23 protein-coding genes are annotated in these 23,668 nt (G+C 68.4%); 13 read left to right on the forward strand and 10 right to left on the reverse strand.

Annotated features, from left to right (window positions below; translation table 11 throughout):
• Position 1 precedes the first annotated feature (1 nt).
• The 3 genes from meaB (at position 2) to BKN51_RS39190 (ending at position 2,895) form a co-directional block, all read left to right on the forward strand.
• A complete protein-coding gene (gene meaB, locus BKN51_RS39180; protein ID WP_101612354.1) occupies positions 2–1,000 on the forward strand; it encodes a methylmalonyl Co-A mutase-associated GTPase MeaB in 999 nt (332 codons plus the stop codon).
• Between the two features lie 57 nt (positions 1,001–1,057).
• Entirely contained in the window at positions 1,058–1,357 is a 300-nt protein-coding gene (locus BKN51_RS39185) for a hypothetical protein (RefSeq protein ID WP_101612355.1), read from the forward strand.
• 239 nt (positions 1,358–1,596) lie between these two features.
• The gene (locus BKN51_RS39190; RefSeq protein ID WP_101612356.1) at positions 1,597–2,895 is read left to right on the forward strand and encodes an amidohydrolase; all 1,299 of its coding nucleotides are present in this window, start codon (positions 1,597–1,599) and stop codon (positions 2,893–2,895) included.
• Positions 2,896–3,064: 169 nt separating this feature from the next.
• Here the strand turns inward: BKN51_RS39190 and BKN51_RS39195 are convergent, their stop codons facing one another.
• A complete protein-coding gene (locus BKN51_RS39195) occupies positions 3,065–3,517 on the reverse strand; it encodes a gamma-glutamylcyclotransferase (protein WP_184899429.1) in 453 nt (150 codons plus the stop codon).
• A 127-nt stretch (positions 3,518–3,644) separates the two neighbouring features.
• Between BKN51_RS39195 and BKN51_RS39200 the strand changes: the two genes are divergently transcribed.
• From BKN51_RS39200 to BKN51_RS39225, 6 genes are all read left to right on the forward strand, one after another.
• Positions 3,645–5,048 (forward strand): NAD(P)H-quinone dehydrogenase, encoded by a 1,404-nt coding sequence (locus BKN51_RS39200; protein WP_101612358.1) that lies wholly within the window; start codon positions 3,645–3,647, stop codon positions 5,046–5,048.
• A 103-nt stretch (positions 5,049–5,151) separates the two neighbouring features.
• A complete protein-coding gene (locus BKN51_RS39205) occupies positions 5,152–5,589 on the forward strand; it encodes a hypothetical protein (protein WP_101612359.1) in 438 nt (145 codons plus the stop codon).
• Positions 5,590–6,077: 488 nt separating this feature from the next.
• Positions 6,078–6,482, forward strand: a complete 405-nt coding sequence (locus tag BKN51_RS39210; protein WP_233223096.1) for a hypothetical protein — start codon at positions 6,078–6,080, stop codon at positions 6,480–6,482.
• 147 nt (positions 6,483–6,629) lie between these two features.
• Positions 6,630–7,304 carry a class F sortase gene (locus BKN51_RS39215; RefSeq protein WP_101612361.1) on the forward strand — a complete coding sequence of 225 codons (675 nt, stop codon included), beginning with the start codon at positions 6,630–6,632 and terminating at the stop codon, positions 7,302–7,304.
• Between the two features lie 5 nt (positions 7,305–7,309).
• Positions 7,310–7,840 (forward strand): hypothetical protein, encoded by a 531-nt coding sequence (locus BKN51_RS39220; protein ID WP_101612362.1) that lies wholly within the window; start codon positions 7,310–7,312, stop codon positions 7,838–7,840.
• 126 nt (positions 7,841–7,966) lie between these two features.
• Positions 7,967–8,578: a hypothetical protein gene (locus BKN51_RS39225; RefSeq protein WP_101612363.1), complete on the forward strand. Its 612-nt coding sequence runs from the start codon at positions 7,967–7,969 to the stop codon at positions 8,576–8,578.
• A 63-nt stretch (positions 8,579–8,641) separates the two neighbouring features.
• On the opposite strand, the gene glpK is transcribed toward BKN51_RS39225, so the two are convergent.
• Together glpK and BKN51_RS39235 are read right to left on the reverse strand one after the other, a co-directional pair.
• Entirely contained in the window at positions 8,642–10,156 is a 1,515-nt protein-coding gene (gene glpK, locus BKN51_RS39230; protein ID WP_101612364.1) for a glycerol kinase GlpK, read from the reverse strand.
• Between the two features lie 13 nt (positions 10,157–10,169).
• A complete protein-coding gene (locus tag BKN51_RS39235) occupies positions 10,170–10,925 on the reverse strand; it encodes an MIP/aquaporin family protein (protein WP_174720508.1) in 756 nt (251 codons plus the stop codon).
• A 235-nt stretch (positions 10,926–11,160) separates the two neighbouring features.
• Here BKN51_RS39235 and BKN51_RS39240 point away from each other — a divergent pair, with 235 nt between their 5' ends.
• Entirely contained in the window at positions 11,161–12,900 is a 1,740-nt protein-coding gene (locus BKN51_RS39240; RefSeq protein WP_101612365.1) for a glycerol-3-phosphate dehydrogenase/oxidase, read from the forward strand.
• A gap of 217 nt (positions 12,901–13,117) precedes the next feature.
• The gene (locus tag BKN51_RS39245) at positions 13,118–14,581 is read left to right on the forward strand and encodes an aldehyde dehydrogenase family protein (protein WP_101612366.1); all 1,464 of its coding nucleotides are present in this window, start codon (positions 13,118–13,120) and stop codon (positions 14,579–14,581) included.
• Between the two features lie 76 nt (positions 14,582–14,657).
• Here BKN51_RS39245 and BKN51_RS39250 read toward each other — a convergent pair whose 3' ends face one another.
• The 5 genes from BKN51_RS39250 to BKN51_RS39270 form a co-directional block, all read right to left on the reverse strand.
• A complete protein-coding gene (locus tag BKN51_RS39250; RefSeq protein ID WP_101612367.1) occupies positions 14,658–15,188 on the reverse strand; it encodes a GNAT family N-acetyltransferase in 531 nt (176 codons plus the stop codon).
• Between the two features lie 21 nt (positions 15,189–15,209).
• On the reverse strand, positions 15,210–15,584 hold the full coding sequence (locus BKN51_RS39255; protein WP_101612368.1) for a DUF1707 SHOCT-like domain-containing protein: 375 nt from the start codon (positions 15,582–15,584) through the stop codon (positions 15,210–15,212).
• Between the two features lie 41 nt (positions 15,585–15,625).
• Positions 15,626–16,090, reverse strand: a complete 465-nt coding sequence (locus BKN51_RS39260; RefSeq protein WP_101612369.1) for a DUF1707 SHOCT-like domain-containing protein — start codon at positions 16,088–16,090, stop codon at positions 15,626–15,628.
• Between the two features lie 46 nt (positions 16,091–16,136).
• Entirely contained in the window at positions 16,137–17,927 is a 1,791-nt protein-coding gene (locus BKN51_RS39265; protein WP_101612370.1) for an acetyl/propionyl/methylcrotonyl-CoA carboxylase subunit alpha, read from the reverse strand.
• 149 nt (positions 17,928–18,076) lie between these two features.
• A complete protein-coding gene (locus BKN51_RS39270; protein WP_101612371.1) occupies positions 18,077–18,361 on the reverse strand; it encodes an SAV_915 family protein in 285 nt (94 codons plus the stop codon).
• A gap of 83 nt (positions 18,362–18,444) precedes the next feature.
• Here BKN51_RS39270 and BKN51_RS39275 point away from each other — a divergent pair, with 83 nt between their 5' ends.
• The gene (locus tag BKN51_RS39275) at positions 18,445–19,128 is read left to right on the forward strand and encodes a hypothetical protein (protein WP_101613732.1); all 684 of its coding nucleotides are present in this window, start codon (positions 18,445–18,447) and stop codon (positions 19,126–19,128) included.
• 414 nt (positions 19,129–19,542) lie between these two features.
• Here the strand turns inward: BKN51_RS39275 and BKN51_RS39280 are convergent, their stop codons facing one another.
• Both BKN51_RS39280 and BKN51_RS39285 read right to left on the reverse strand, forming a co-directional pair.
• A complete protein-coding gene (locus BKN51_RS39280) occupies positions 19,543–20,901 on the reverse strand; it encodes a dicarboxylate/amino acid:cation symporter (RefSeq protein ID WP_101612372.1) in 1,359 nt (452 codons plus the stop codon).
• A gap of 100 nt (positions 20,902–21,001) precedes the next feature.
• Entirely contained in the window at positions 21,002–21,649 is a 648-nt protein-coding gene (locus tag BKN51_RS39285) for a Maf family protein (RefSeq protein WP_101612373.1), read from the reverse strand.
• 167 nt (positions 21,650–21,816) lie between these two features.
• On the opposite strand from BKN51_RS39285, the gene BKN51_RS39290 reads away from it, so the two are divergent.
• A complete protein-coding gene (locus BKN51_RS39290) occupies positions 21,817–23,622 on the forward strand; it encodes a glycoside hydrolase family 3 protein (protein WP_101613733.1) in 1,806 nt (601 codons plus the stop codon).
• Positions 23,623–23,668 lie beyond the last annotated feature (46 nt).

The following is a 23,668-nucleotide window of genomic DNA, read 5'->3' on the forward strand; positions in this document are numbered from 1 at the left end:
CTTGCCGCGCAAGATCGACGTCGGCGAGCTGGCCAAGGGCGTCCTCGCGGGCGACCGCGGGGTGCTGTCGCGCGCGATCACGCTCGTCGAGTCCAACCGGGAAGACCACCGGGCGCAGGCGCAGGAACTGCTCGTCGAGCTGCTTCCGCACGCGGGCGGCGCGCAACGGGTCGGCATCACGGGCGTCCCCGGGGTCGGCAAGTCGACCTTCATCGACCAGCTCGGCACGGATCTGACCGAGGCCGGGCACAAGGTCGCCGTGCTGGCCGTCGACCCGTCGTCGACCAAGACCGGCGGCTCGATCCTGGGCGACAAGACCCGGATGGCCCGGCTCGCGGTGGACCCGAAGGCCTTCATCCGCCCTTCGCCGACTTCGGGGACTCTCGGCGGTGTCGCGCGGGCGACCCGCGAAACGATCGTGCTGATGGAAGCGGCCGGATACGACATCGTGCTGGTGGAGACGGTCGGGGTCGGGCAATCCGAGGTGACCGTGGCCAACATGGTCGACTGCTTCCTGTTCCTGACCCTGGCCCGCACCGGCGACCAGTTGCAGGGGATCAAGAAGGGCGTCCTCGAACTGGCCGACGTCATCGCGGTCAACAAGGCCGACGGCGACCACGAACGCGACGCGAAACGCGCGGCCCGCGAACTCTCCGGCGCGTTGCGGATGATCTACGGGCGTGACGCCGAGTGGACCCCGCCGGTGCTGACGTGCAGCGCGCTCACCGACGTCGGGCTGGACGAGGTGTGGGCCGAGATCGGCCGTCACCGTGACGTTTTGACCGCTTCCGGGGAACTGGACGGACGGCGACGGCGGCAACAGGTGGAGTGGACCTGGTCGATGGTCCGCGAACAGCTTCTCGGGCGGCTCGCCGCCCATCCCGAGGTGCGAGCGGTCGTTCCGGACGTCGAACGGGCGGTCCGGGACGGTGAACTGACCCCGACGCTGGCCGCCCAACGGATCTTGGCGGCGTTCTCCGGTCCTCCGCGTGGCGGCTGACGCCGGAACCCGGCACAGTGCAGAATCGAAAACGCGCGTCGCCGATGAAAGGGAGTCATGGCTACAAGGTCTCGTTTCGGGCAGCTGGCCGGGCTTCTGATCGCCGGGCTGGTCGTCTGCGCGCCGGTCGCGCAGGCCGGTGAGATCCAGGCGCCCGCGCCGGTGATCATGCAGGCAGCGGCGGTGCAGGACGTGCTGTCGCAGGCACCTCCGGGGCCGGTGCTCGACCCCGCCGAGACCGACAAGGCCAACAGCCAGGAGACCAAGAACAAGGTCATCGCGGGCATCGCCGCGGCGATCCTGCTGGGCCTGGTGATCCTCGGCCGTCGCTCCCGTTCCAAGAAAAAGAAGTCCTGAACCGCTACCGGTAAGTAGAGAAACTCTCCGCTTAGCCCGGGCCGAACTCCTCCAAGCCGTTCAACGCAGATCCACTACCGGCCGTCTAGGGCTCGATCACTCGACGAGCGGCTTGTCATCTGCATGGTGCACGATCTATCGCAAATGCGTATCACAGATCGAACGGCACCCAGCGTGTCTTCAGTGACCACTCGTACGGTGGTAGACGAAGGCAACTGTGTTGCGGGAGGAGGTGCGGCGTGACGGTGCTCGATTCACGTCCGGACATTCCAGGCGACCCCGAGGGTCGCGTCATTGCCCCTAAAGAGGCGCCCACCGCGCTGATCTCCGAGGCCGGCGTCAGCATGGCACCTGTGCATGATCTGGGTGCCGGACGCGGCCCTTTTTGGCTCGATGACTGGCTCCGCGCGAACGCCACCGACGTCCTCGCGTGGCGCCGGCACATCCACGCGCACCCGGAGCTCTCCCGCCACGAGTTCGCCACGACCGAAATGGTCATGTCCCTGCTCCGCTCGGTCGGGCTCAAGCCCTGGGTACTGCCGGTCGGCACGGGTGTCGTCTGCGACATCGGCAGCGGCGACCGTTGTGTCGCGCTGCGCGCCGACATGGACGCCCTGCCGCTGACCGAGGCCACCGGGCTCCCGTACGCCTCCAAGACCGACGGCGCCGCGCACATGTGCGGCCACGACGCGCACACCGCGATCCTGCTGGGCGCGGCGCGGGCGCTGGCGGGCGCACCGGAGCTCCCCGGACGGGTACGGCTGATCTTCCAGCCCGCCGAGGAGGTCATGCCCGGCGGCGCGCTGGACATGATCGCGGCGGGCGCGATGGAAGGCGTCGAGCGGATCTACGGGCTGCACTGCGACCCTCGGCTCGAGGTCGGCAAGGTCGGCCTGCGCGAAGGCGCGCTGACGTCCGCCGCCGACCTCATCGAGCTGCGGCTCACCTCGCCCGGCGGGCACACCTCGCGGCCGCATCTGACCGCGGACCTGGTGCACGCGCTCGGCACGGTGATCACGTCGCTGCCCGCGGTGCTCTCGCGGCGCGTCGACCCGCGGTCCGGGACCGTCCTGGTCTGGGGCGCGGTGCACGCCGGCCAGGCGGCCAACGCCGTCCCGCAGGACGGGGTGCTGCGCGGCACGCTCCGCACCGCCGACCACGAGGTCTGGACGATGCTGGAACCGCTCGTCGCGTCTTCGGTCGAGTCGCTGCTCGCGCCGACCGGCGTCGGGTTCTCGCTCGACTACCGCCGCGGGGTCCCGCCGGTCGTCTCCGACCCGGAATCGACCGCGCTGATGCGGGCCGGTGTCGAAGCCGCACTGGGCGAGTCCGCCGTGGCCGGTACCGAGCAGTCGTCCGGTGGCGAGGACTTCGGGTGGTACCTGGAGCACGTCCAGGGTGCCTTCGCGCGGCTCGGCGTGTGGCCGGGTGAAGGCCCGATGGCCGACATCCACCGCCCGACCTTCACCCTCGACGAGCGGTCGCTGCTGTGCGGCGTCCGCACCCTGGTCCACACCGCTCTGGCCACCCTGGCCTGACCGAGTTATCCACAGATCGCAGAGTTGTCCACAGGCCCCCGGAAAAGCTTTCCGGGGGACTGTGCTGCGCACTGATTTCGGGGTGGTAGCAGGCGAAAGTCCGATTTTTCACCAGGTCGGGTGAAAGCTGTGGACGGCCGTAGAGGCCGAAGTATCCACAGGGTGGGTGTTAGCCGCTGATCCCCTGGCAGGGGCGGGTGCGGAGCGCGTCGACGTAGTCCGCGGGCGCGCCCGCGGCTTCGGCGGCGTCGGCGAGAACGCCGAGATACCGCGCCGACGGGAGTCCGCCCTCATAGGCGTCCAGGACGTACAGCCAGGGCAGGACGGAGCCCTCCATGGTCTGCACGCGCAACCGGAGTTTGGTGTGCATGCCGAGCTCGCCGCCTTCCCAGCGGTCGAGGCCGTCCTCGTCCAGCGGGGTGACGTCGTAGAGCACCACGAAGACCCGGGAGCCCGGATCTTCGACGATGGTCGCCAGCGCGCCTTCCCAGCCGATGTCCTCCCCGCCGAAGGTCAGCCTCCAGCCTTCCAACCAGCCGGTGCCGGCCATCGGCGAGTGCGGAGCGCGCTCCAACATCTGGGCGGGCTCCATATTGGATCCATACGCGGCATACAACGGCACGGCGACAGCCTAGCGACCCGGCGGTCACCCGGCTGGACGCACATGCCGTGTCCGGCCACTCAATCCGCCCAACGGTCGCCCGCGTACGGTAAACGCAGTCACAGACACCGCTGCGAGGAGGAGACCAGTGACCAAGATCGTGATCATGGGCGGAGGCCCCGCCGGTTACGAAGCGGCACTGGTCGCGGCCCAGCACGGAGCCGACGTCACCATCGTCGAACGCGACGGTCTCGGCGGCGCCTGCGTGCTCTACGACTGCGTTCCGTCGAAGACCTTCATCGCCTCCTCCGGCGCGCTCGCGAACATGCACGACCTCCGCGAACTCGGGATCAACACCGACATGGCCGACACCAGTGTCGACCTGCCGACCGTCCACGGTCGCGTGAAGGGCCTCGCGCTCGCGCAGTCCGCCGACATCCGCGCCCGTGTCCAGCGCGAGGGCGTCCGCGTCGTCATCGGCCAGGGCCGGTTCGACGACGAAGAGACCGGTCTCGCCACGCACAAGGTCGCCGTCACCGCCCACGACGGCACCGTCGAGACCCTCGACGCCGACGTCGTCCTCATCTCGACCGGCGCCACCCCGCGGGTGCTGCCCGGCGCGGTGCCGGACGGCGAGCGCATCCTCGACTGGCGTCAGCTCTACGACCTGCGCGAACTGCCCGAGCACCTGGCCGTCATCGGCTCGGGTGTCACCGGCGCCGAGTTCGCGTCGGCCTACACCGAGATGGGCGTCAAGGTCACCGTCGTGTCCAGCCGCGACCGCGTCCTCCCGCACGAGGACGCCGACGCCGCCGCCGTGCTCGAAGAGGTCTTCTCGCAGCGCGGCACCACGGTCGCCAAGCAGGCCCGCGCCGACAAGGTCGAGCGCACCGAAAAGGGCGTCGAGATCCACCTCGCCGACGGCCGCGTGATCGAAGCCAGCCACGCGCTGATGACCGTCGGCTCGGTGCCCAACACCGTCGACATCGGCCTGGAGAAGGTCGGCATCGAGCCCGGCCCCGGCGGCTTCATCGGCGTCGACCGGGTTTCCCGCACCAGCGCGCCCGGCATCTACGCCGCCGGAGACTGCACCGGCGTGCTCATGCTCGCCTCGGTGGCGAGCATGCAGGGCCGCATCGCGATGTGGCACGCGCTCGGTGAAGGTGTCGCGCCGATCAAGCTCAAGACCGTCGCCGCCAACGTGTTCACCCACCCCGAGATCGCCACCGTCGGCATCAGCCAGCAGGCGATCGACTCGGGTGAGGTGCCCGCCCGCACCATCATGCTCCCGCTCGCGACGAACGCCCGCGCGAAGATGGAAGGCCTGCGACGCGGTTTCGTGAAGCTGTTCTGCCGCCCCGCCACCGGCGTGGTCGTCGGCGGAGTGGTCGTGGCGCCGAACGCGAGCGAACTCATCCTTCCCATCGCGCTCGCCGTCCAGAACCAGCTCACAGTGGAACACCTGGCACTGACATTTTCGGTGTACCCGTCGCTGTCGGGCTCGATCACCGAAGCGGGCCGCCAGCTGATGCGCCACGACGACTTGGACTGATCTTCTCCGGCGAAGCAACCCTCGCGGGGGTGACCGCGTCTAGCGCGTGTCGGTGTTTCGTTGACAGCTAGGGGTTTTCGTGATTCGCAGGGTTCTCGCCGGAGTGGTGGCGATCGGTGCGGCGGTGCTGGCGGGGCCGGCGACCGGTCTCGCTCAGCAACCCCAGCCCGATCCCGGCGTCACGGTTCAGCTCAACGACAACACCGCTTACGAACTCGGGCTCGTCAACAAATACGTGCACGGAGACTCCAATGTGGCGCTGGCACAGTGCCCCGGAGACGGGCTGAAGGCGCCGACGTCGACGACGTTCTCCTCGCCGGTGCTGAGCGTCGGGAAGTACGACTACGGGCCGCTCATCGGGGTCCCGGCGAACGTCAGCGCGGAGGTCGAGCTCAAGGAGGGCACCGCGCCCGGGAGCTACCCGCTGACCGTGAACTGCAACGGAAAGTCCTACACCGCAACGTTTTCCGTTCCTGCCCGGCAGGTGGGCGCGGTTCCTTCCGGTGGCGCCCGCGCGGGTGACGGCAGTATGGCCTCCTGAGTTACCAAGTACGTGAAGGCCCCCTTCATTGCGTTAGGCGCAGTGAAGGGGGCCTTCACGTACTTATGGCGACCAGGGTGCGAATCGCGTTGGGCCTTGTGAAGGGCGAGTTCCCTCGCCCGGATTTCGCGACCTTTTCGTGATGAAACCGGGCAACCCGGCCCCCGGCCGGGGCGTCATGAGGGTGTCGGAGAAACAGAGAACCGCCACTGGGGGAACAGGGGCGCGGGATTCTTCTTTCCGATTTCCATCCACATTCCTTTTTCAGGGGTAATCCAATGAAGCGCACCATCATGCTCACTGCCGGTACCATTGCCGGATTCCTTCTTCTCGCGCCCGGAGCCGCTTTCGCGACTTCTCCGACGGGTGTTCCGTCGCCTTCCTCTTCGTCGGCTTCGCCTTCTCCGTCTCCCTCTCCGTCGGCGTCCCCGACCGAGGACCCCGACGGCCCCGGCCCGCACGCGTCCCCGGTCGGGATCCTCGAGAACTTGAGCCTCTCGCCCGCCAAGGGCAAGCCCGGGGACAAGGTGAAGCTGCGCTTTCAGTGCGCCAACCGCAACAACGAACTCGGCCCGAAGGTCACTTCGGCTGCTCTCATGGTCGACTCCGCGAACTCGGTCGACTCCAGGAAGTGGTCGGCGACGGTCAAGGACATCAAGCCCGGCAAGTACCCGGTGACACTGACCTGCTGGGGGCAGAAGTCGACGGTGACCTTCGAGGTGCTCCCGCAGAAGAGCCAGGTCGCGAAGGTGCCGGCCGGTGCCCCGCAGACCGGCGGCACCGAGGGGCCCGCCGACCACGTCGGTGTCCTCGCCGCCGTCACGGGTGGTCTCGCGCTGGTGGTGGGCGGGGTCGGCGCGGCCGCGTACCGTCGTCGTGCGGACCGGGCGTAGCGATCGCGATCATTTCGTGACCTGGGCGGGCAACCGTCCGGCCGCGCTTCGCGTCAGGCAGGCGTGGGGGTGAACGACGAGCCGGTTCCGGTCTGGGGGCCGGGGCCGGCTCAGTCACCGCCACGCCGTTTCACTACAGGGGTGAACATGAAGTCGACATGGTGGCGAGGACGACGGGCACCGCTGGTGCTCGCGGTCGTCCTGCTGGCCGTACTGGCGACGCTGGCGTTCGTCCTGTCCGGTCCGGGGGAGACCGGCCAGGCCGCGGCGCCGCAGGCGGTCGCGAGCCAGGCGGAGACGCCGTCGGCCGAGCCGAGCGAACCCGATGCGCCCGTCGCTGACGGCGGGGCCGCCGTCGAGGGGATGCCGAAGGCGGAGCCGGTCTCGATCGACGTGCCGAAGATCGGCGCGAAGTCCACGTTGGTCCCGCTGGGGCTCAACGCGGACAACACCGTCGAGGTGCCGCCGGTGACCCAGCCGATGCAGGCGGGCTGGTACGTGAACGGGCCGACCCCGGGGGAGGTCGGGCCTTCGGTGGTCCTCGGGCACGTCGACGGGAACAAACAGCCGGGCATCTTCTTCCGGCTGAAGGAGCTGGCGCCCGGCGACAAGGTCTCGGTCGCCCGCAAGGACGGCAAGACGGCCGAGTTCGCGGTCACGAAGGTCGAGCGGGTGGCGAAGGACAAATTCCCCACCGACGCGGTCTACGGCGACACCACCGCGCCGGAACTGCGGCTCATCACCTGCGGCGGGGTCTTCGACAAGGCGTCGCACAACTATCTCGACAACATCATCGTCTTCGCTCGGCTGATCCAGAGGTGAGTTCCATGATCAGGTACCGGTCCGCCCTGATGGTGGCGGTCGTGGCGTGCGGGATGGCCCCGGCCGCCGCGTACGCCGAGGACGTCTCGGCCACTCCGACGACGTCTCCCAGTCCGCCGCCGATGCAGTACCCGTTCGTCGCCCTCTCCCCGACGAAGTCGATTCCGGGGGAGGAGATCCTGGTCTCGGTCGGCTGCCCGGTCGCCGACCTCGGCGAGGTGAAGTCCATGGCGCTGGACCGCATCGCGAAGTTCGAGGTGACTTCGGAGGACCCGGTGATCCTCGGTGCCGTCGCGCATATCGGCGACAAGGTGAGACCGGGTTTCTACGCGGTCAAGGCGACCTGCAAGACGACGACGGTGACGATCAATCTCGAAGTGGTCGCGCTGCCGACCTCGTCGAGCAAACCGCCGAAGCCGAAGCCGACGCCGCCGAAAACGAGCTCGGTTTCGCCGGTGAAACCCGCGGCGGGTCGTCAGGTTTCGAAGATTCCGGTGGGGGCTCCGCAAACCGGTGGCGGCGGAACCGCGTTTTGATCTCGTGAGTGGTAAGGACGGTGAGAACCGTCCTTACCACTCACGAGTTTTTTGTCGTGAAAGGCAACCTTTTCCCATTCCCGGAAGTGTTCTTGATGCGAGGGCTCGCACTGAGGGAGAAAGATCATGGGAATGAAGAGAATCGTCGCGGGCGCGGGTTTGCTCGCGATGACGGCGGGAGTGATCCTCGCGCCGCAGGCGTCGGCGACCGCGCCGCCGCCGAAACTGTGGGTCAGCCCGGCAAAGGTCGCGCCCGGGCAGGCGCTGGAGTTCACCGCCAGTTGTTACGGCACGCGCACCGCGGTGACGTCGGCGGGCCTGACCGGTCCGGTCACGCTCCAGGTCCAGCCGGGCTCGGGGAATCAGGCGCCGTACATCGGGCACGGCAACGCCGCGGGGAAGACGGGCAAGTACAAGGCGAGCTTCCACTGCGACGGCGGGCCGAACCTCCCGGCCGCCAGCGGGACGGCGACCGTCGAGTTCGAGATCGTCTGCCTGCCCCCGACGACGACGCCCACCGCGCCGCCGTCCAGCAGTAAGCCGCCATCGAGCAGCCAGCCGCCGTCCAGCAGCCAGCCGCCGTCGAGTTCCAGCGCGCCGCCCGGCAGCAGTTCGCGGGCCGTCGTCCCGGCCGCGTTGACGAAGCCGTGCGGGACGCCGCCGCCTTCCGGCAAGAAGCCGCAGGTGAAGGTCACGCCGATGGGTGCTCCGCAGACCGGCGGCGGCGCTTTCGGCTGAAATACGTGAAGGCCTCCTTCCCTACTCTGACGGTAGGGAAGGAGGCCTTCACGGACTCAAAGGTCAGTCTTCGCCCTCGACCCAGTCGAAGGTCTTCGTGACGGCCTTCTTCCAGTTGCGGTACTCGGACTCGCGGCGGGCCTCGTCCATCGACGGGTCCCACTGCTTGTCCTGCGCCCAGTTGTTGCGGATGTCGTCTTCGCTCTTCCAGAAGCCCACCGCGAGACCGGCCGCGTAGGCCGCGCCGAGCGCGGTGGTCTCGTTGACCACCGGGCGGATCACCGGCACGCCGAGGATGTCGGCCTGGAACTGCATGAGCAGTTCGTTGACGACCATGCCGCCGTCGACCTTCAGCGACTTCAGCGGGACACCGGAGTCGGCGTTCATCGCGTCGATCACCTCGCGCGACTGGAACGCGGTCGCCTCCAGGACCGCCCGCGAAATGTGCCCCTTGTTGACGAACCGGGTGAGGCCGACGATCGCGCCGCGGGCGTCGGAGCGCCAGTACGGCGCGAAGAGGCCCGAGAACGCCGGCACGAAGTACGCGCCACCGTTGTCCTCGACGGTGCGGGCGTGCTGCTCGACCTCGGCTGCGGAGCCGATCAGGCCCAGGTTGTCCCGCAGCCACTGCACGAGCGAGCCGGTGACCGCGATCGATCCTTCGAGCGCGTACACCGTGTCGTTCGAGCCGATCTTGTAGCAGACCGTGGTGAGCAGCCCGTTGTCCGACATGACCTTCTCGGTGCCGGTGTTGAGCAGCATGAAGTTGCCGGTGCCGTAGGTGTTCTTCGCTTCACCCGGCGAGAGGCACGCCTGCCCGAAGGTCGCCGCCTGCTGGTCGCCCAGGATGCCCGAGATCGGGACCCCGGCCAGCGCGCCCTTCTCGCGGACCTTGCCGTACTCCTCCGAGGACGACCGGATCTCCGGGAGCATCGACAGCGGGATCGTCATCTCCTTGGCGATCTCGGCGTCCCACTCCAGCGTGTCGAGGTCCATCAGCATGGTCCGCGAGGCGTTGGTCGGGTCGGTGACGTGCACGCCGCCGTCGACCCCGCCGGTCATGTTCCACAGCACCCAGGTGTCCATGTTGCCGAAGATCAGGTCGCCCGCTTCGGCCCTGGCACGGGCACCGTCAACGTTGTCGAGGATCCACTTGATCTTCGGTCCGGAGAAGTAGGTCGCCAGCGGCAGGCCCACCTTCTCGCGGTAGCGCTCCTGCCCGCCACCGAGCGCGCCCAGGTCGCTGACGATCTTGTCGGTGCGGGTGTCCTGCCACACGATCGCGTTGTAGACCGGCTTGCCGGTGGTGCGGTCCCAGACCAGCGTGGTCTCGCGCTGGTTGGTGATGCCGACCGCGACGATGTCGCTCGCGACCAGGTCCCCCTTGGCGAGCGCGCCCGCCGCGACGGCCCGCGTGTTCTCCCAGATCTCCTCGGCGTTGTGCTCGACCCAGCCCGCCTTCGGGAAGATCTGCTCGTGTTCGCGCTGGTCGACGGCGACGACCCGGCCGGAGTGGTTGAAGATCATGCAGCGGGTCGACGTGGTGCCCTGGTCGATCGCGGCTACGTACGAAGTCATCGAAGCTCCAGTCTCAGGTCAGGTTGTGGACGGCGAGGAACAGCAGGGCGGCCAGGGCACCGCCGATGAGCGGACCGGCGACCGGGATCCAGGAGTAACCCCAGTTCGGGTTGGCCTTGTTCTTGATGGGCAGCAGGAACGCGTACGCGATGCGGGGGCCGAGGTCTCGGGCCGGGTTGATGGCGTAACCGGTCGGGCCACCGAGGGACTGGCCGATGACCAGCACGACGAACGCTACACCCGCGTAGCCGAGCGCGGAGTTGCCGAAGTTCGGCGTTCCGCCTTCACCCGAGGCGTTGGCGTAGACCGGGCTGAGCAGGATCCACGCGACCAGCACGAAGGTGCCGATGATCTCGGTGACGAGGTTCCATGCCTTGTTCGGGATCTGCGGCGCGGTCGAGAAGATGCCGAGCGTCTCGTCCCGCTGGGGGTGGTCGTCGAACTGCAGCTTGTAGGTTGCCCAGCAGAGCACGGCGCCGAGGATCGCGCCGACCATCTGCCCGGCGAAGTAGATCGGGACGTCCGCCCACTTCGTCTTGTCCGCGATGGCGAGACCCAGCGTCACCGCGGGGTTGAGGTGCGCGCCGCTCGGCGCGGCGATGCTGGCACCGGCGAAGACCGCGAACGCCCAGCCGAGGGTGATCATCACGATGCCACCGTTGTGGCCGTTGTTCTTCCGCAACACGTGGTTGGCGACCACGCCGTTACCCAACAGGATCAGGACCGCTGTTCCCAGCAGCTCCCAGACGAAAATGGCTCCCACACTCACCGTTCGACCTCCACATTGGACATTCCGCGCAGGGTCGTACACGGTGTGCTACGGCGCCCTTGCCGACCCACGTCCGACGCACGTTACCGCCGCGTATTTGTTCCTTCCAGGCGTTGAGCGGACGAATTCTTTCAAGATCGACGAGGGTTACGCCACACGTGTCACCCGCACAACGGACCGGTCGCGGCCGATCGTGCGATGCTGGAGCCACAGCGGCCCCAAGGAGGAATGTCACGTGGCAAGCTCTCAGCGCGAAGCCGAAAACAGCCCCGCCAGGCTGGGACCGCTCAAGCGGGAAGAGTCGTGGCAGCGGCTGGGCAAGGACAAGTTCGACCTCGTCGTCATCGGTGGCGGAGTGGTCGGCGCGGGTACCGCCCTCGACGCCGCCACGCGCGGCCTGCGGGTCGCCCTCGTCGAAGCGCGCGACCTCGCTTCGGGCACGTCGAGCCGGTCCAGCAAGCTCTTCCACGGCGGGCTCCGCTACCTCGAACAGCTGGAATTCGGCCTGGTGCGTGAAGCTCTGCGTGAACGCGAGCTGATGCTGACGACGATCGCACCCCACCTGGTGAAGCCGGTCAGCTTCCTGTACCCGCTGACCCACCGGATCTGGGAACGCCCGTACACCGCGGCCGGCCTGCTGATGTACGACACGATGGGCGGCGCGCGGTCGGTCCCCGGCCAGAAACACCTGAGCCGCGCGGGCGCGCTGCGGATGGTCCCGGCGCTGAAGCGGTCCGCGTTGATCGGCGGGATCCGTTACTACGACGCGCAATCCGACGACGCGCGGCATACGATGACCGTCGCCCGCACCGCCGCGCACTACGGCGCCGTGGTGCGCACCTCCACCCAGGTGGTCGGTTTCCTCCGCGAGGCGGACCGCATTTCCGGTGTCCGCGTGCGCGACGTCGAAGACGGCCGTGAAACCGAGATCCACGCCTCCGCGGTGGTCAACTGCACCGGCGTCTGGACCGACGAACTGCAGCGGCTTTCCGGTGGCCGCGGCCGGTTCCGCGTCCGGGCGAGCAAGGGCGTGCACATCGTCGTCCCGCGCGACCGGATCGTCTCGGAAGCGGGCATGATCCTGCGCACCGAGAAGTCCGTGCTGTTCGTCATCCCGTGGCGCAATCACTGGATCGTGGGAACCACCGACACCGACTGGAACCTCGACCTCGCGCACCCCGCCGCGACGAAGCACGACATCGACTACCTCCTCGAACACGTCAACACGGTGCTCGCGACACCGCTGACGCACGACGACATCGAAGGCGTCTACGCGGGTCTTCGGCCTTTGCTCGCCGGGGAAAGCGAAGAGACGTCGAAGCTTTCGCGTGAGCACGCCGTCGCGCGGGTCGCGCCGGGGCTGGTCGCGATCGCGGGCGGCAAATACACCACCTACCGGGTGATGGCGGCCGACGCCGTCGACGCCGCGGCCGTCGACCTTCCCGGCAGGCCGCAGTCGTCCATCACGGACAAGGTGCCGCTGCTGGGTGCCGACGGCTACCACGCGCTGGTGAACCAGGCCGACCACCTGGCCAGCGAGCATGGGCTGCACCCGTACCGCGTCCGCCATCTGCTCGACCGGTACGGCTCGATGGTGCACGAAGTCCTCGCGCTCGGTGAAGGACGGCCGGAACTGCTCAAGCCGCTGGAGCACGCGCCGGACTACCTCGGTGTCGAGGTCGTCTACGCGGCCAGCCACGAGGGCGCGCTGCACCTGGAAGACGTCCTGGCCCGCCGGACGCGGATCTCGATCGAGTACGCGCACCGCGGGGTCGACTGCGCCGCGCAGGTCGCCACGCTGGTGGGCGAGGTGCTCGGCTGGTCGAAGGACGAGGAGAAACGCGAAGTCGAGGTGTACAAGGCGAGGGTCGACGCGGAACGGGAGTCGCAGTCGCAGCCGAGCGACGAGGCCGCGGACGCGTTGCGTTCGGCCGCGCCGGAAGCGCGCTCCGGGATCATCGAACCGGTGAGTTGATCAGTTCTGCCGAGTGGTGTGCCACGCGCGCAAGGATCATTGCCTGATCGGGTGAATCTGGCATAGCGTCGGCCGTCCCAGCCCGCGCGGCCGAAGGTCCCGCTATCGCGGTGGCAGGGGCCTTCGTCCGCGAACGGGAGAAGTTTGATCAGCGCCCTGCCGACGTCGATCGCGGTCGCGGGCTCCCTGATCAGACACTGAGACGGAAGGCGGCCCTGTGGTGTTTCTCGACTCGTCGACGTGGACGGACCGGATCTTCGCCGGTGGCTCGTGGGTGCCCGGCACCGGCGGCACCCGGGACGTCACGGAGCCCGCGACCGGTGCCGTTTTGGGCAGCGTCGGGATGGCCTCGGCCGAAGACGCCGCGAAGGCGGCGGAAACCGCGGCCGAGGCGCAGCGGGCCTGGGCGGCGACACCGCACGTCCAGCGCGCCGCCGTCCTGCGCAAAGCCGCCCGGCTGTGGTCCGAGCACGCCGACGAGATCAGCTGGTGGAACGTGCGCGAGGTCGGCGCGGTGCCGGGCGTGGCCGGCTTCTCGCTGCACGTCGCGGAGCAGGAGTGCTACGAGGCGGCGGCCTTGCCCGGCCGCCCGTACGGCGAACTCCTGCCCAGTGAGGAACCGCGCCTTTCGATGGCGCGCCGGGTGCCCGCCGGCGTCGTCACGGTGATCTCGCCGTTCAACATGCCGATCATCCTGGGCATCCGCTCGGTCGCCCCGGCGCTCGCGCTGGGGAACGCGGTGATCTTGAAGCCGGATCCGCGCACCGCCGTCACCGGCGGCGTCGTCCTCGCGCGGATTTTCGAGGAAGCGGGCCTGCCGCCGGGTGTGCTGCAGATGCTGCCGGGCGGCGCGGACGTCGGCGAGACGCTGGTGACGCATCCGGCGGTCCGGGTCATCTCCTTCACCGGCTCGACCGGCGCCGGGCGCAAGGTCGGCGAACTCGCCGGGAAACACCTGAAGCGGGCCCATCTGGAGCTGGGCGGGAACTCCGCGCTCATCGTGCTCGACGACGCGGATGTCGACGAGGCCGCCGGAGTCGCCGCCTTCGGCTCGTTCTTCCACCAGGGCCAGATCTGCATGACCACCGGGCGGCATCTGGTGCACGAGCGGCTCTACGACGACTTCGTCGAGCGGCTGGCGGCGAAGGCGGCCGCGTTGCGGGTCGGCGATCCGGCGCGGGACGAGGTCGCGCTCGGGCCGATCATCGACGCCGGGCAGCGGGACAAGATCCACGAGCTCGTCACGGCCAGCGTCGCAGCGGGGGCGCGGGTCGCGGCCGGTGCCGAATACGACCGGCTGTTCTACGCCGCGACGGTGCTCGCCGACGTGCCGCCGGACGCGCCCGCCGTCGCCCAGGAGATCTTCGGCCCGGTCGCGCCGGTCGTGCGGTTCTCCGACGCGGAAGAGGCCGTACGGCTCGCCACGGCGAGCGAATACGGGCTGTCGCTGGGGATCATCACCCGCGATGTCCTCAAAGGACTGGAGCTGGCCGACCGCGTCCCGACCGGGATCGTGCACATCAACGACCAGACGGTCAGCGACGAGGCGAACAGCCCCTTCGGCGGCGTCGCCGCTTCGGGCACCGGAAGCCGCTTCGGCGGCGCGGCGGCGAACATCGAGGCCTTCACCGAGACGCGCTGGGTCACCGTCCGGAACCCGCCGCCCGCCTACCCCTTCTGACCACCACAAGTCGTCCTCTGGTTGCGGTAGTCCGCACGACGTACTACCGCGACCAGAGAACGAAACGCGGGGGAGGTCAGGCGGTGCGGCGCCAGCGGATGAGGCGTTCCCCGGTCGGGGCCGGGTCCAGTTCGGGCCCGACCAGGGTGAACCCGCATTTCCGGGCGACCGAGGCCGAAACCTCGTTCGTCTCCTCGTAGCGGTAGCTGACCTCGCGCAGGCCGAGTCCGCCGAAACCGAACCGCAGGGCCGCGTTGAGCGCGGTGCTCGCGACACCCTTGCCCCGGGACGCCGCGCGCACCCAGACCGATGCCTCCGCGTAGCCGACATCGAGATCGAGATCCCGCAGGCCGACCTCGCCCAGCAGATCCCCGGTCGTCGGCTCGGCCACCGCCCAGGAGCAGCGTTCGTCACCGGCCCACTGGGCCGCGCGCAGCGCGACGTACTCGGTCGCCTCGTCGAGGTCCCGCAAGCGGTAGTTCAGCACGTATTTGCGGTGTGTCGGATCGGCGAAGGCCGCGACCAGCGCCGGACGGTCGTCGAGGGCCTTGTCCGCCCGTAGCTGTCGCAGGTAGTACTCGCCCGCGTTGATCTCCACCGGTTCCACTCTTCGAGGGTAACCGGATCTTCAGCGGCGGCGGCTCATGATCAGCGCCACGGCCAGCGGGAGCAGGAACACGATGAACGTCCCGCGGGTGAAGAAGAACAGCGCGATCGCGACCGCCGCGGCGATCGGCACGGCACTGGCCGTCAGCCATTTCGACGGCGGGGCATCGTTCTTCGCGGACGCCTGCGCGACGCCGGGCATCGGAGGCAGGGGCAAAAGGGCGCTGGGCCGGGGTGAGGGCAGGTCCGTGAACAGCGGTTCGAGGTCGCTCGCCATCCTCGCGGCGCTGACCTTGGCCGAGCGGGTGCCGAACTCGTCGAGGTCGAGTCTGCCGGTGCGGACGTGCTCCTCCAGCGCGTCGAGCGCGTCTTGGCGTTCGGCGTCGCTCAGCCGCATGTCCGGTCTCTCGGCACTCACGTTCCGAGTCTACGGGCGGATCAGCCGTCCAGTTCCCGGCGGCGTTGCTTCGTGAGCTTCTTGTGGGCGTTCTCCCAGCCCTTGCCCCAGATGCCCTCGCCGAGGGCGCTGATCCCGATCGGGACGAGGATGAACCACCAGGTCACACCGGTGGTGACGATGAGTGCGATGGAGGCGATGAACAGGATCGGCAGGATCGCGCCCATGACACGCTGAGCAGGAGAGATGCCCGCCAGCGGTGACGCCGGTTTCACCGGTTCGCTCACCGCGGTCTTGGGGGCGTCGAGGAGAGGGTGCGGCTCAGGCAGATCGAGGAAGACCTCGGACAGTTCGCCGCGCGTCTTGGCCGCGGTGATCTTGGCGGACCGTTCACCGAATTCGTCGATGTCGATCCTGCCCACGCTCATGTGCTCGCCGAGCGCGGTCAGGGCGGACTCTCGATCCTGGTCACTGATCCGCAGCTGCGGAGACGGCACTTCGCTCACCCTTGCGATGGTAGGCCGAGCGAGGTGCCGTCAACCACGACATCCGTCAGTCTTTGAGCTCGAACAGCTGGGTTCCCTGCGTCACAGCGGCGCCGACCTCGACCGCAAGGCCGGTCACGGTGCCCGCTTTGTGCGCGGTGACCGGGTTCTCCATCTTCATCGCCTCGAGCACGACGACCAGCTCGCCCGCCTCGACCTGCTGGCCTTCTTCGACGGCGACCTTGACGATGGTGCCCTGCATCGGCGCGGTGACCGCGTCACCGCTCACCGCGGCCTTGGTGCCGCCCGCGCGCTTGCGCGGCTTGGCCTTGACGGCCGTGCCGCCGCCACCGCCGTCGAGCGAGAACCCGCCGGGCAGCGACACTTCGAGACGACGCCCGCCGACCTCGACGACGACGTTCTGGCGGGGCTCTTCTTCCTCGGCCTCGGCGGCTTCCGGGGCGACGAACGGCTCGATCTTGTTCTCGAACTCGGTCTCGATCCAGCGGGTGTGCACGCTGAAACCGTTCTCGTCGCCGATGAAGGCCGGGTCGTCCACGATCACGCGGTGGAACGGCAGGACCGTCGCCATCCCGTCGGCGACCATCTCGGCCAGCGCCCGGCGGCTGCGCTCGAGCGCGTTCTGCCGGTCCGATCCGGTGACGATCAGCTTCGCGAGCATCGAGTCGAACTGGCCGCCGATGACGCTGCCGGACTCGACACCCGAATCGACCCGGACACCCGGGCCGCTCGGCGCGACGAACTTCGTCACGGTGCCGGGCGCGGGCAGGAAGCCGCGGCCGGCGTCCTCGCCGTTGATGCGGAACTCGATCGAGTGGCCCCGCGGTTCCGGGTCCTCGGTGATGCGGAGCTTCTCGCCGCGGGCGATGCGGAACATCTCGCGCACGAGGTCGAGGCCCGTGGTCTCTTCGGACACCGGGTGCTCGACCTGCAGCCGTGTGTTGACCTCGAGGAACGAGATCGTGCCGTCGACGGCCACGAGGTACTCGACAGTCCCGGCGCCGTAGTAGCCGGCTTCCTTGCAGATCGCCTTCGCGGACTCGTGGATGCGCTTGCGCTGCTCGTCGGTCAGGTACGGCGCGGGCGCCTCCTCGACCAGCTTCTGGTGACGGCGCTGCAGCGAGCAGTCGCGGGTGCCGACGACGATGGCGTTGCCGTGCTGGTCGGCGAGGACCTGGGCCTCGACGTGCCGCGGCTTGTCCAGGTAGCGCTCGACGAAGCATTCGCCGCGGCCGAAGGCGGAGATCGCTTCACGGGTCGCGGATTCGAAGAGCTCCGGGATCTCCTCGCGGGTGCGGGCGACCTTGAGGCCGCGGCCGCCACCGCCGAACGCCGCCTTGATCGCGACCGGCAGGCCGTGCTCGTCGGCGAAGGCGACGATCTCGTCCGCGTTCTTGGCGGGGTCCTTCGTGCCGGGCACGAGCGGGGCGCCCGCGCGCAGCGCGATGTGGCGCGCGGTGACCTTGTCGCCGAGGTCGCGGATGGCCTGCGGGCTCGGGCCGATCCAGGTCAGCCCGGCGTCGATCACCGCCTGGGCGAATTCCGCGTTCTCGGAGAGGAAACCGTAGCCGGGGTGGACCGAGTCCGCGCCCGAGCGCTTGGCGGCGTCGAGCAGCTTGTCGAAGACGAGGTAGCTCTCGGCCGCGGTGGTGCCGCCGAGGGCGAAGGCCTCGTCGGCGAGGCGGACATGGGGTGCGTCACGGTCCGGATCGGCGTAGACGGCCACGCTGGTCAGCCCGGCGTCCTTCGCCGCCCTGATCACCCGTACCGCGATTTCGCCGCGGTTCGCGATCAGGATCTTGGTCACCGGACCACCTGTGCCGGCCTGCTCGGTCACGCCGTACCTCCTGCGTTCGCACGTCGGGCCGCCCCGATGCGGCTCCGCAGCAGTTTACGGAAGTTCCCGCCCCGATTGATGAGAGCAAGGCCACCCAGTGACACTGTTTATAGCAGCGTTCCGCGGCGCCGCAGTTCTCCTGGAAAGGCTTACACCAGCGCCTCACGGTGTCGCAGTTCTTCCGGAAGGTCTGAATCGAGCACGATCAGGTCGTACGGCTGGACCTGGTAGACGCGGCCGAGGTGCTCGGCCTTGACCAGTGCCCACGGCTGGTGCTGCCCGCAGCATTCGACCAGGCGCTGCACCGAGCTGAAGGCGATCAGCGCCATCCGGCCGTCGCTGGTCCGGCGGAGCTCGATCTCGGCGCTCGTGAAGTCCTTCGGCTTTTTCGCCGTGGGGAGGAACAGGGCGTTGGGCAATCCGGGGTTCGTCACGGGAACAACATAGACGTGCACTCTGTGCTAGATCACTTACGCTCTCGGATATGCGGACTCAGGAAGCGCGGACGTCGCGATCGGTGCTGCTCACCGCGCTGCTGGCCGTGGTGGTCACGGCTGGGGTGATCGTGACCGTGATCCTGCTCCGCCCGTCCGCCCCGGTCCCCGCCGGTGACCCCGGAGCGGCTCCTTTGCCCGATGGCGCCCCGAGTGCACCGAAGGTCAACTGCGGCCACTCGGCCTGCCGGGAGATCGGCGCGATGACCGTCGGCGGGGTGCCCGTCGTGCTCTTGGCCGACGAAGCGGGGAAGCAGGGCGTGGTCCGGATCGGGGCGGACGCGGTGTTCCCGTTGATCATCAACGACCTGGGGGTCACCCTCAAGGGCGATTCTTTGCGCTGCATCGACGGCGCGACGCCGGTGTGCCTGGTGCGCGGTGAGACCGGTGGCGGTTCGGCCGGCGAGCTGTTCGTCGCGCGCGGCGGGGTCTGGCGGGACCCCGGGAAGCCGTACTACTCCGACGCCGGGACGATCGCCCTGAACGACGTGACCGCCGACGGCGTCGCGGACGTCATCGTCGTGCGGCACGAATGCCCCGGTGCGCAATCCGGCTCGGCCCGGTGCCAGGCGGCGCCGGTGCTCGCGGAGGTCTACGAGGTCGCCAGTGGCTCGGTGGGCTGCACGCGCCGGTACACCTCGCCTTCGGAGCTGAGGGGCTGGCCGGACGTGCGGCTCACGAAGGCGGACCTGCGGGCCTGTCCCTGAGGCGATAGCAAGGGACCTTTGCTCTCGTTATTGAGAAGTAAGGCAAAGGTGGCGTGGTCACGCCTCTCTGCGTCGGAGCCCTGCCGTCACCCTTGCCTGCGGGAAGTACGTGATGGGGTCGTGAGCGGTAAGTGTCGTTCTAACGCTCTTTGTCACTCACGACCCCCCGCAAAACCGCACACAGCGCCCGAATCGCGACCAGAACCTGACGCAGCCTCTTGTGGGCAGCCGCACCCCGCCAGGCGACAACCCGCCCGCTGGACACCCTCGAAACCTGACCCGTGCGAATAGCCGACTTTGCCGAGACCCTGGCGCCTAGCTCGATGAAGGGGTCCTTCACGTAGTGAGGGAAGGTGTGAAGGCCTCCTTGCCTACCCTGAGAGTAGGGAAGGAGGCCTTCACGGACTGGAAAAGCTACTTCGTGCCCGCCGCGACAGGCTCCTTCTCCGACGTAGCCGCTTCTCCATCGTCAGTGGGCGAAGGGTCCGTCAGCGAGTTGAGCACTTCATCGTCCAGCAGGCCTTCGCTGCGGGCGACGATGACCGGCACGACGATCTGGCCGGCGACGTTGGTCGCGGTCCGGATCATGTCCATGATCGGGTTCACCGAGTAGATCAGCGCGATGCCGAGCGCGACCTGCGCCGGGTCGAGCCCGATGAGCGACGCGGTCAAGGTCAGCGCGGCCAGCCAGCCGGTGACGCCCGCGGTCGCCAGCGCGCCGAACACGGCGGCCGCGATGATCCCGAGGTACTGCCAGAAGTTCAGCGAGACACCGGACAGGTTCGCGATGAAGATCGCGCCGATCGCCGGGAACACCGCCGCGCAGCCGTCCATCTTCGTGGCGCTCGCCAGCGGGGTCGCGAAGCCCGCGTAACCGGGCTGGACGCCCAGGTTCACCGCGGCCTGGCGGGTCAGCGGCAGCGTGGCGCCCGAGGACGACGACGCGAACGCGAACTGGATCGCCGTGCCCGCCTTGGAGAAGAACTTCAGCGGGCTGACCTTCGCCACGAACTGCAGCAGGATCGGGTAGACCACCAGCAGCACCAGGAAGCAGCCGACGTACACCGCGAGAGTGGCGGTGAACAGCGGCTTGAACAGCGCGTCACCGTAGGTCGACACGGCCTCGCCGATCAGGCCGATGATGCCGATCGGGGCCAGGCGCACGATCCAGCCGAGGTAGCGCTGGATGATCTCGAAGACGCTGCTCGTGAAGTCGACGAACGGCTTCGCCTTGTCACCGAGGCTGTAGGCGGCCGCGCCGATCAGGACGGCGAGGAACAGCACCTGAAGCGTCTCGCCCTCGGTGAAAGCGGTGAAGAAGTTCTTCGGCAGCAACCCGTTGATGAAGTCGCTCCACGATCCCCAAGTGGCCTTGGCGGCCCTGTCCGTGTTCTTCGCGGTCGCGGCGACGCCTTCGCCGAGGCCGCCGCTGCCCGGGTTGAACAGCTTCGCGACGGCGATGCCGATCAGCGACGCGATGAACGAGGTGATCGCGAACCACAGGACGGTCTTGCCGCCCAGCCGGGCGGCCTTCTTCCCGCCACCGAGATTGCGCAGGCTGCTGATGCCGACCACGATCGCCGTGAAGACCAGCGGGATCACCGCGATCTGCAGCAACGTGGTGAAGATCGTGCCGATCTGGCCGAGCAGTTCGGTCAGCCAGCTCGTTTCGGTGCTCCTGGCGAGGAGGCCGAGAAGGGCACCCACGACGAGCGAGCCGAGAACTGCCACCGCGAAGACTTTTGGCCTGGTGTAGGTCCGAATGAAAGACACGGGGCGACTCCGGTGCGTGAAAGTTTCCTGATTGGCCGAACGTGAAGAACGTTCGTCAAGGCAGGACTCTTCCGGACCACCCGATCGTGTGGGAGCTGTCTCAGGATGCGGGACGCGTCCAGAGATCGATGACACTCACGCCGACCTCGGTCAGCAAACGCCGGGTCAGCGGCAGGCTGATGCCGATGACGCTGGAGAAGTCGCCGTCGATGCCCTCGATGAACCAGCCGCCTAGCCCGTCCAGCGTAAAACCGCCTGCCACCTGAAGCGGTTCGCCGGACGCGATGTAGGCCTCGATCTCCTCCTGCGACGGTGTGCCGAAGCGAACAGTGGTGCCCTCGGTGCCTGAGGTTTCCTTCGTCCGCTCACCGTTCTCGACGCGGATGATGGCGTGGCCGGTCAGAAGTTCACCGGTTTCGCCCGCCATCGACGCCCAGCGCTCGCGCGCGGCTTCCGGGGTGATCGGCTTCCCGACCATTTCGCCCTTGATCGACAGCATCGAATCGCAGCCCACGATGACCATGTCGGCGTGTCCGGCATGGTCACTGTGGGAGCCGGTGAGCGTCTCGAAAACCGCTTCGGCCTTCGCGACGGCGAGCGCGCGGACCAGCTCCGCCGGGGCGGGGTCGGTCAGGGACGCGGCCACCGCGTCCTCGTCGACGCCGGAGACGACGACGCTGGGATCGAAGCCGGCGGAACGCAGGACGCCGAGACGGGCGGGGGACTGGGAAGCGAGGACGAAACGCACCTGGAGGAAGGTACTCGACGGCCCGCCGTTGCCTAATTGTGACCGGGGACACCCGAACGTGGAGCTAGTTTGTTGTGGCGCGCAACATATGGATTGTTCGAGCTACGGAGGAAACAATGTCGTCCCGCCTCCGCGTCAGAAGATCACTTCGCACGACGCAAACCACTCTGCTCGCAGGTCTGCTCCTGGCCGGTTCGGCGCTGGCACCGGCGGCTTCCGCCAGTCCTGGCCCGGTGTACAAGAATCCTCACGCTTCGACGTCCGCGCGGGTGAACGACCTGCTCAAGCGGATGAGCCTCGACGACAAGATCGGCCAGATGACCCAGGCCGAACGCGGCGCGGTCACCCCCGACCAGGCCGCCGCCCTCAAACTGGGGTCCTTGTTGTCCGGCGGTGGCTCCGTCCCCGCCTCCAACACGCCGGCCGGCTGGGCCGACATGGTCGACTCGTACCAGAAGGCGGCGGTTTCGACGCCGCTCGGCATCCCCACGATCTACGGCGTCGACGCCGTGCACGGCCACAACAACGTCTACGGCGCGACGATCTTCCCTCACAACATCGGCCTCGGCGCGGCCAACAACCCGCGTCTGGTCGAGAAGATCGGCCGCGCGACGGCGCTGGAAGTCGCCGGAACGGGACCGCAGTGGAACTTCTCGCCGTGCCTGTGCGTCGCCCGTGACGACCGCTGGGGCCGGACCTACGAGTCCTTCGGCGAAACCCCGCGCGACGCCATCGCCAACGCGTCGGCCATCACCGGTCTCCAGGGGCGCAGGCTCGGCGAGAAGCCGGGCTCGGTGCTCGCGACCGCGAAGCACTACATCGGCGACGGCGGCACCACGAACGGCGTCGACCAGGGCAACACCGAGGTCAGCGAACGCGAACTGCGCCAGATCCACCTGCCGCCGTTCCGCGAGGCGATCGACCGCGGCGTCGGCTCGGTGATGATCTCGTTCTCCAGCTTCCACGGGGTGCGCATGCACGCCCAGAAGTACCTGATCACCGACGTCCTCAAGAAGGAACTGCGCTTCTCCGGCCTGGTGATCTCGGACTACAACGCGATCAACCAGATCGACGGGCAGGAAGGCTTCACGCCCGAAGAAGTGCGGCTTTCGGTCAACGCGGGCATCGACATGTTCATGGTCCCGTGGGACGCGCCGCAGTTCATCTCCTACCTCAAGGCCGAGGTCGAGGCGGGCCGTGTCACGCGTGGCCGGATCGACGACGCGAACCGCCGCATCCTGGCGGAGAAGTTCAAGCTCGGCCTGTTCGAGCACCCGTACACCGACCGTTCGCTCCAGAAGACGTTCGGCAGCAAGGAACACCGCGAACTGGCCCGGCAGGCCGTCCGCGAATCCCAGGTGCTGCTGAAGAACGACGGTGTGCTGCCCCTGGCGAAGAGGAACAACAAGATCTTCGTCGCGGGCAAGAACGCGAACGACATCGGCAACCAGGCGGGCGGCTGGACGCTCACCTGGCAGGGCCAGAGCGGCCCGGTCATCCCGGGCACCACCGTTCTCGACGGGCTGAAGTCGGGCGCGGGGAAGGGAACCACGGTGACGTATGACCGTGCGGGTAACGGAATCGACAACAGCTACCAGGTCGCTGTCGCAGTGGTGGGCGAAACGCCGTACGCCGAAGGGCAGGGAGACCGGCCCGATGGCTTCGGGCTCGACGCCGAAGACCTCGCCACCATCGCCAAACTGAAGAGTTCCGGGGCCCCGGTCGTCGTGGTGACCGTGTCCGGGCGTCCGCTCGACATCGCTTCGCAACTGCCGGGATTCAACGGCTTCGTCGCCGCCTGGCTCCCGGGTAGCGAAGGCGCCGGTGTCGCCGATGTCCTTTACGGCGACTACAACCCGACCGGGAAACTGACGTTCAGCTGGCCGACGAGTGCGGCCCAGGAACCGGTGAACGTCGGTGACGGCAAGAAGGCGCTGTACCCGTACGGCTTCGGCCTGCGGTACCGCCGGTAGGAAGCTTCCGCCCTCCCGCGGATGAAAGGAAAGGCCCGTTCCTTGC

The organism is Amycolatopsis sp. BJA-103 (assembly GCF_002849735.1).
Taxonomy (GTDB): domain Bacteria; phylum Actinomycetota; class Actinomycetes; order Mycobacteriales; family Pseudonocardiaceae; genus Amycolatopsis.

What these genes read in the sequence shown, in the direction of transcription:
- BKN51_RS39185 (WP_101612355.1), top strand. Translation starts at nt 1,058, where the DNA reads ATGGCTACAAGGTCTCGTTTCGGGCAGCTGGCCGGGCTTCTGATCGCC.
- BKN51_RS39215 (WP_101612361.1), top strand. Translation starts at nt 6,630, where the DNA reads ATGAAGTCGACATGGTGGCGAGGACGACGGGCACCGCTGGTGCTCGCG.
- BKN51_RS39220 (WP_101612362.1), top strand. Translation starts at nt 7,310, where the DNA reads ATGATCAGGTACCGGTCCGCCCTGATGGTGGCGGTCGTGGCGTGCGGG.
- BKN51_RS39225 (WP_101612363.1), top strand. Translation starts at nt 7,967, where the DNA reads ATGGGAATGAAGAGAATCGTCGCGGGCGCGGGTTTGCTCGCGATGACG.
- glpK (WP_101612364.1), bottom strand. Translation starts at nt 10,156, where the DNA reads ATGACTTCGTACGTAGCCGCGATCGACCAGGGCACCACGTCGACCCGC.
- BKN51_RS39255 (WP_101612368.1), bottom strand. Translation starts at nt 15,584, where the DNA reads ATGCGGCTGAGCGACGCCGAACGCCAAGACGCGCTCGACGCGCTGGAG.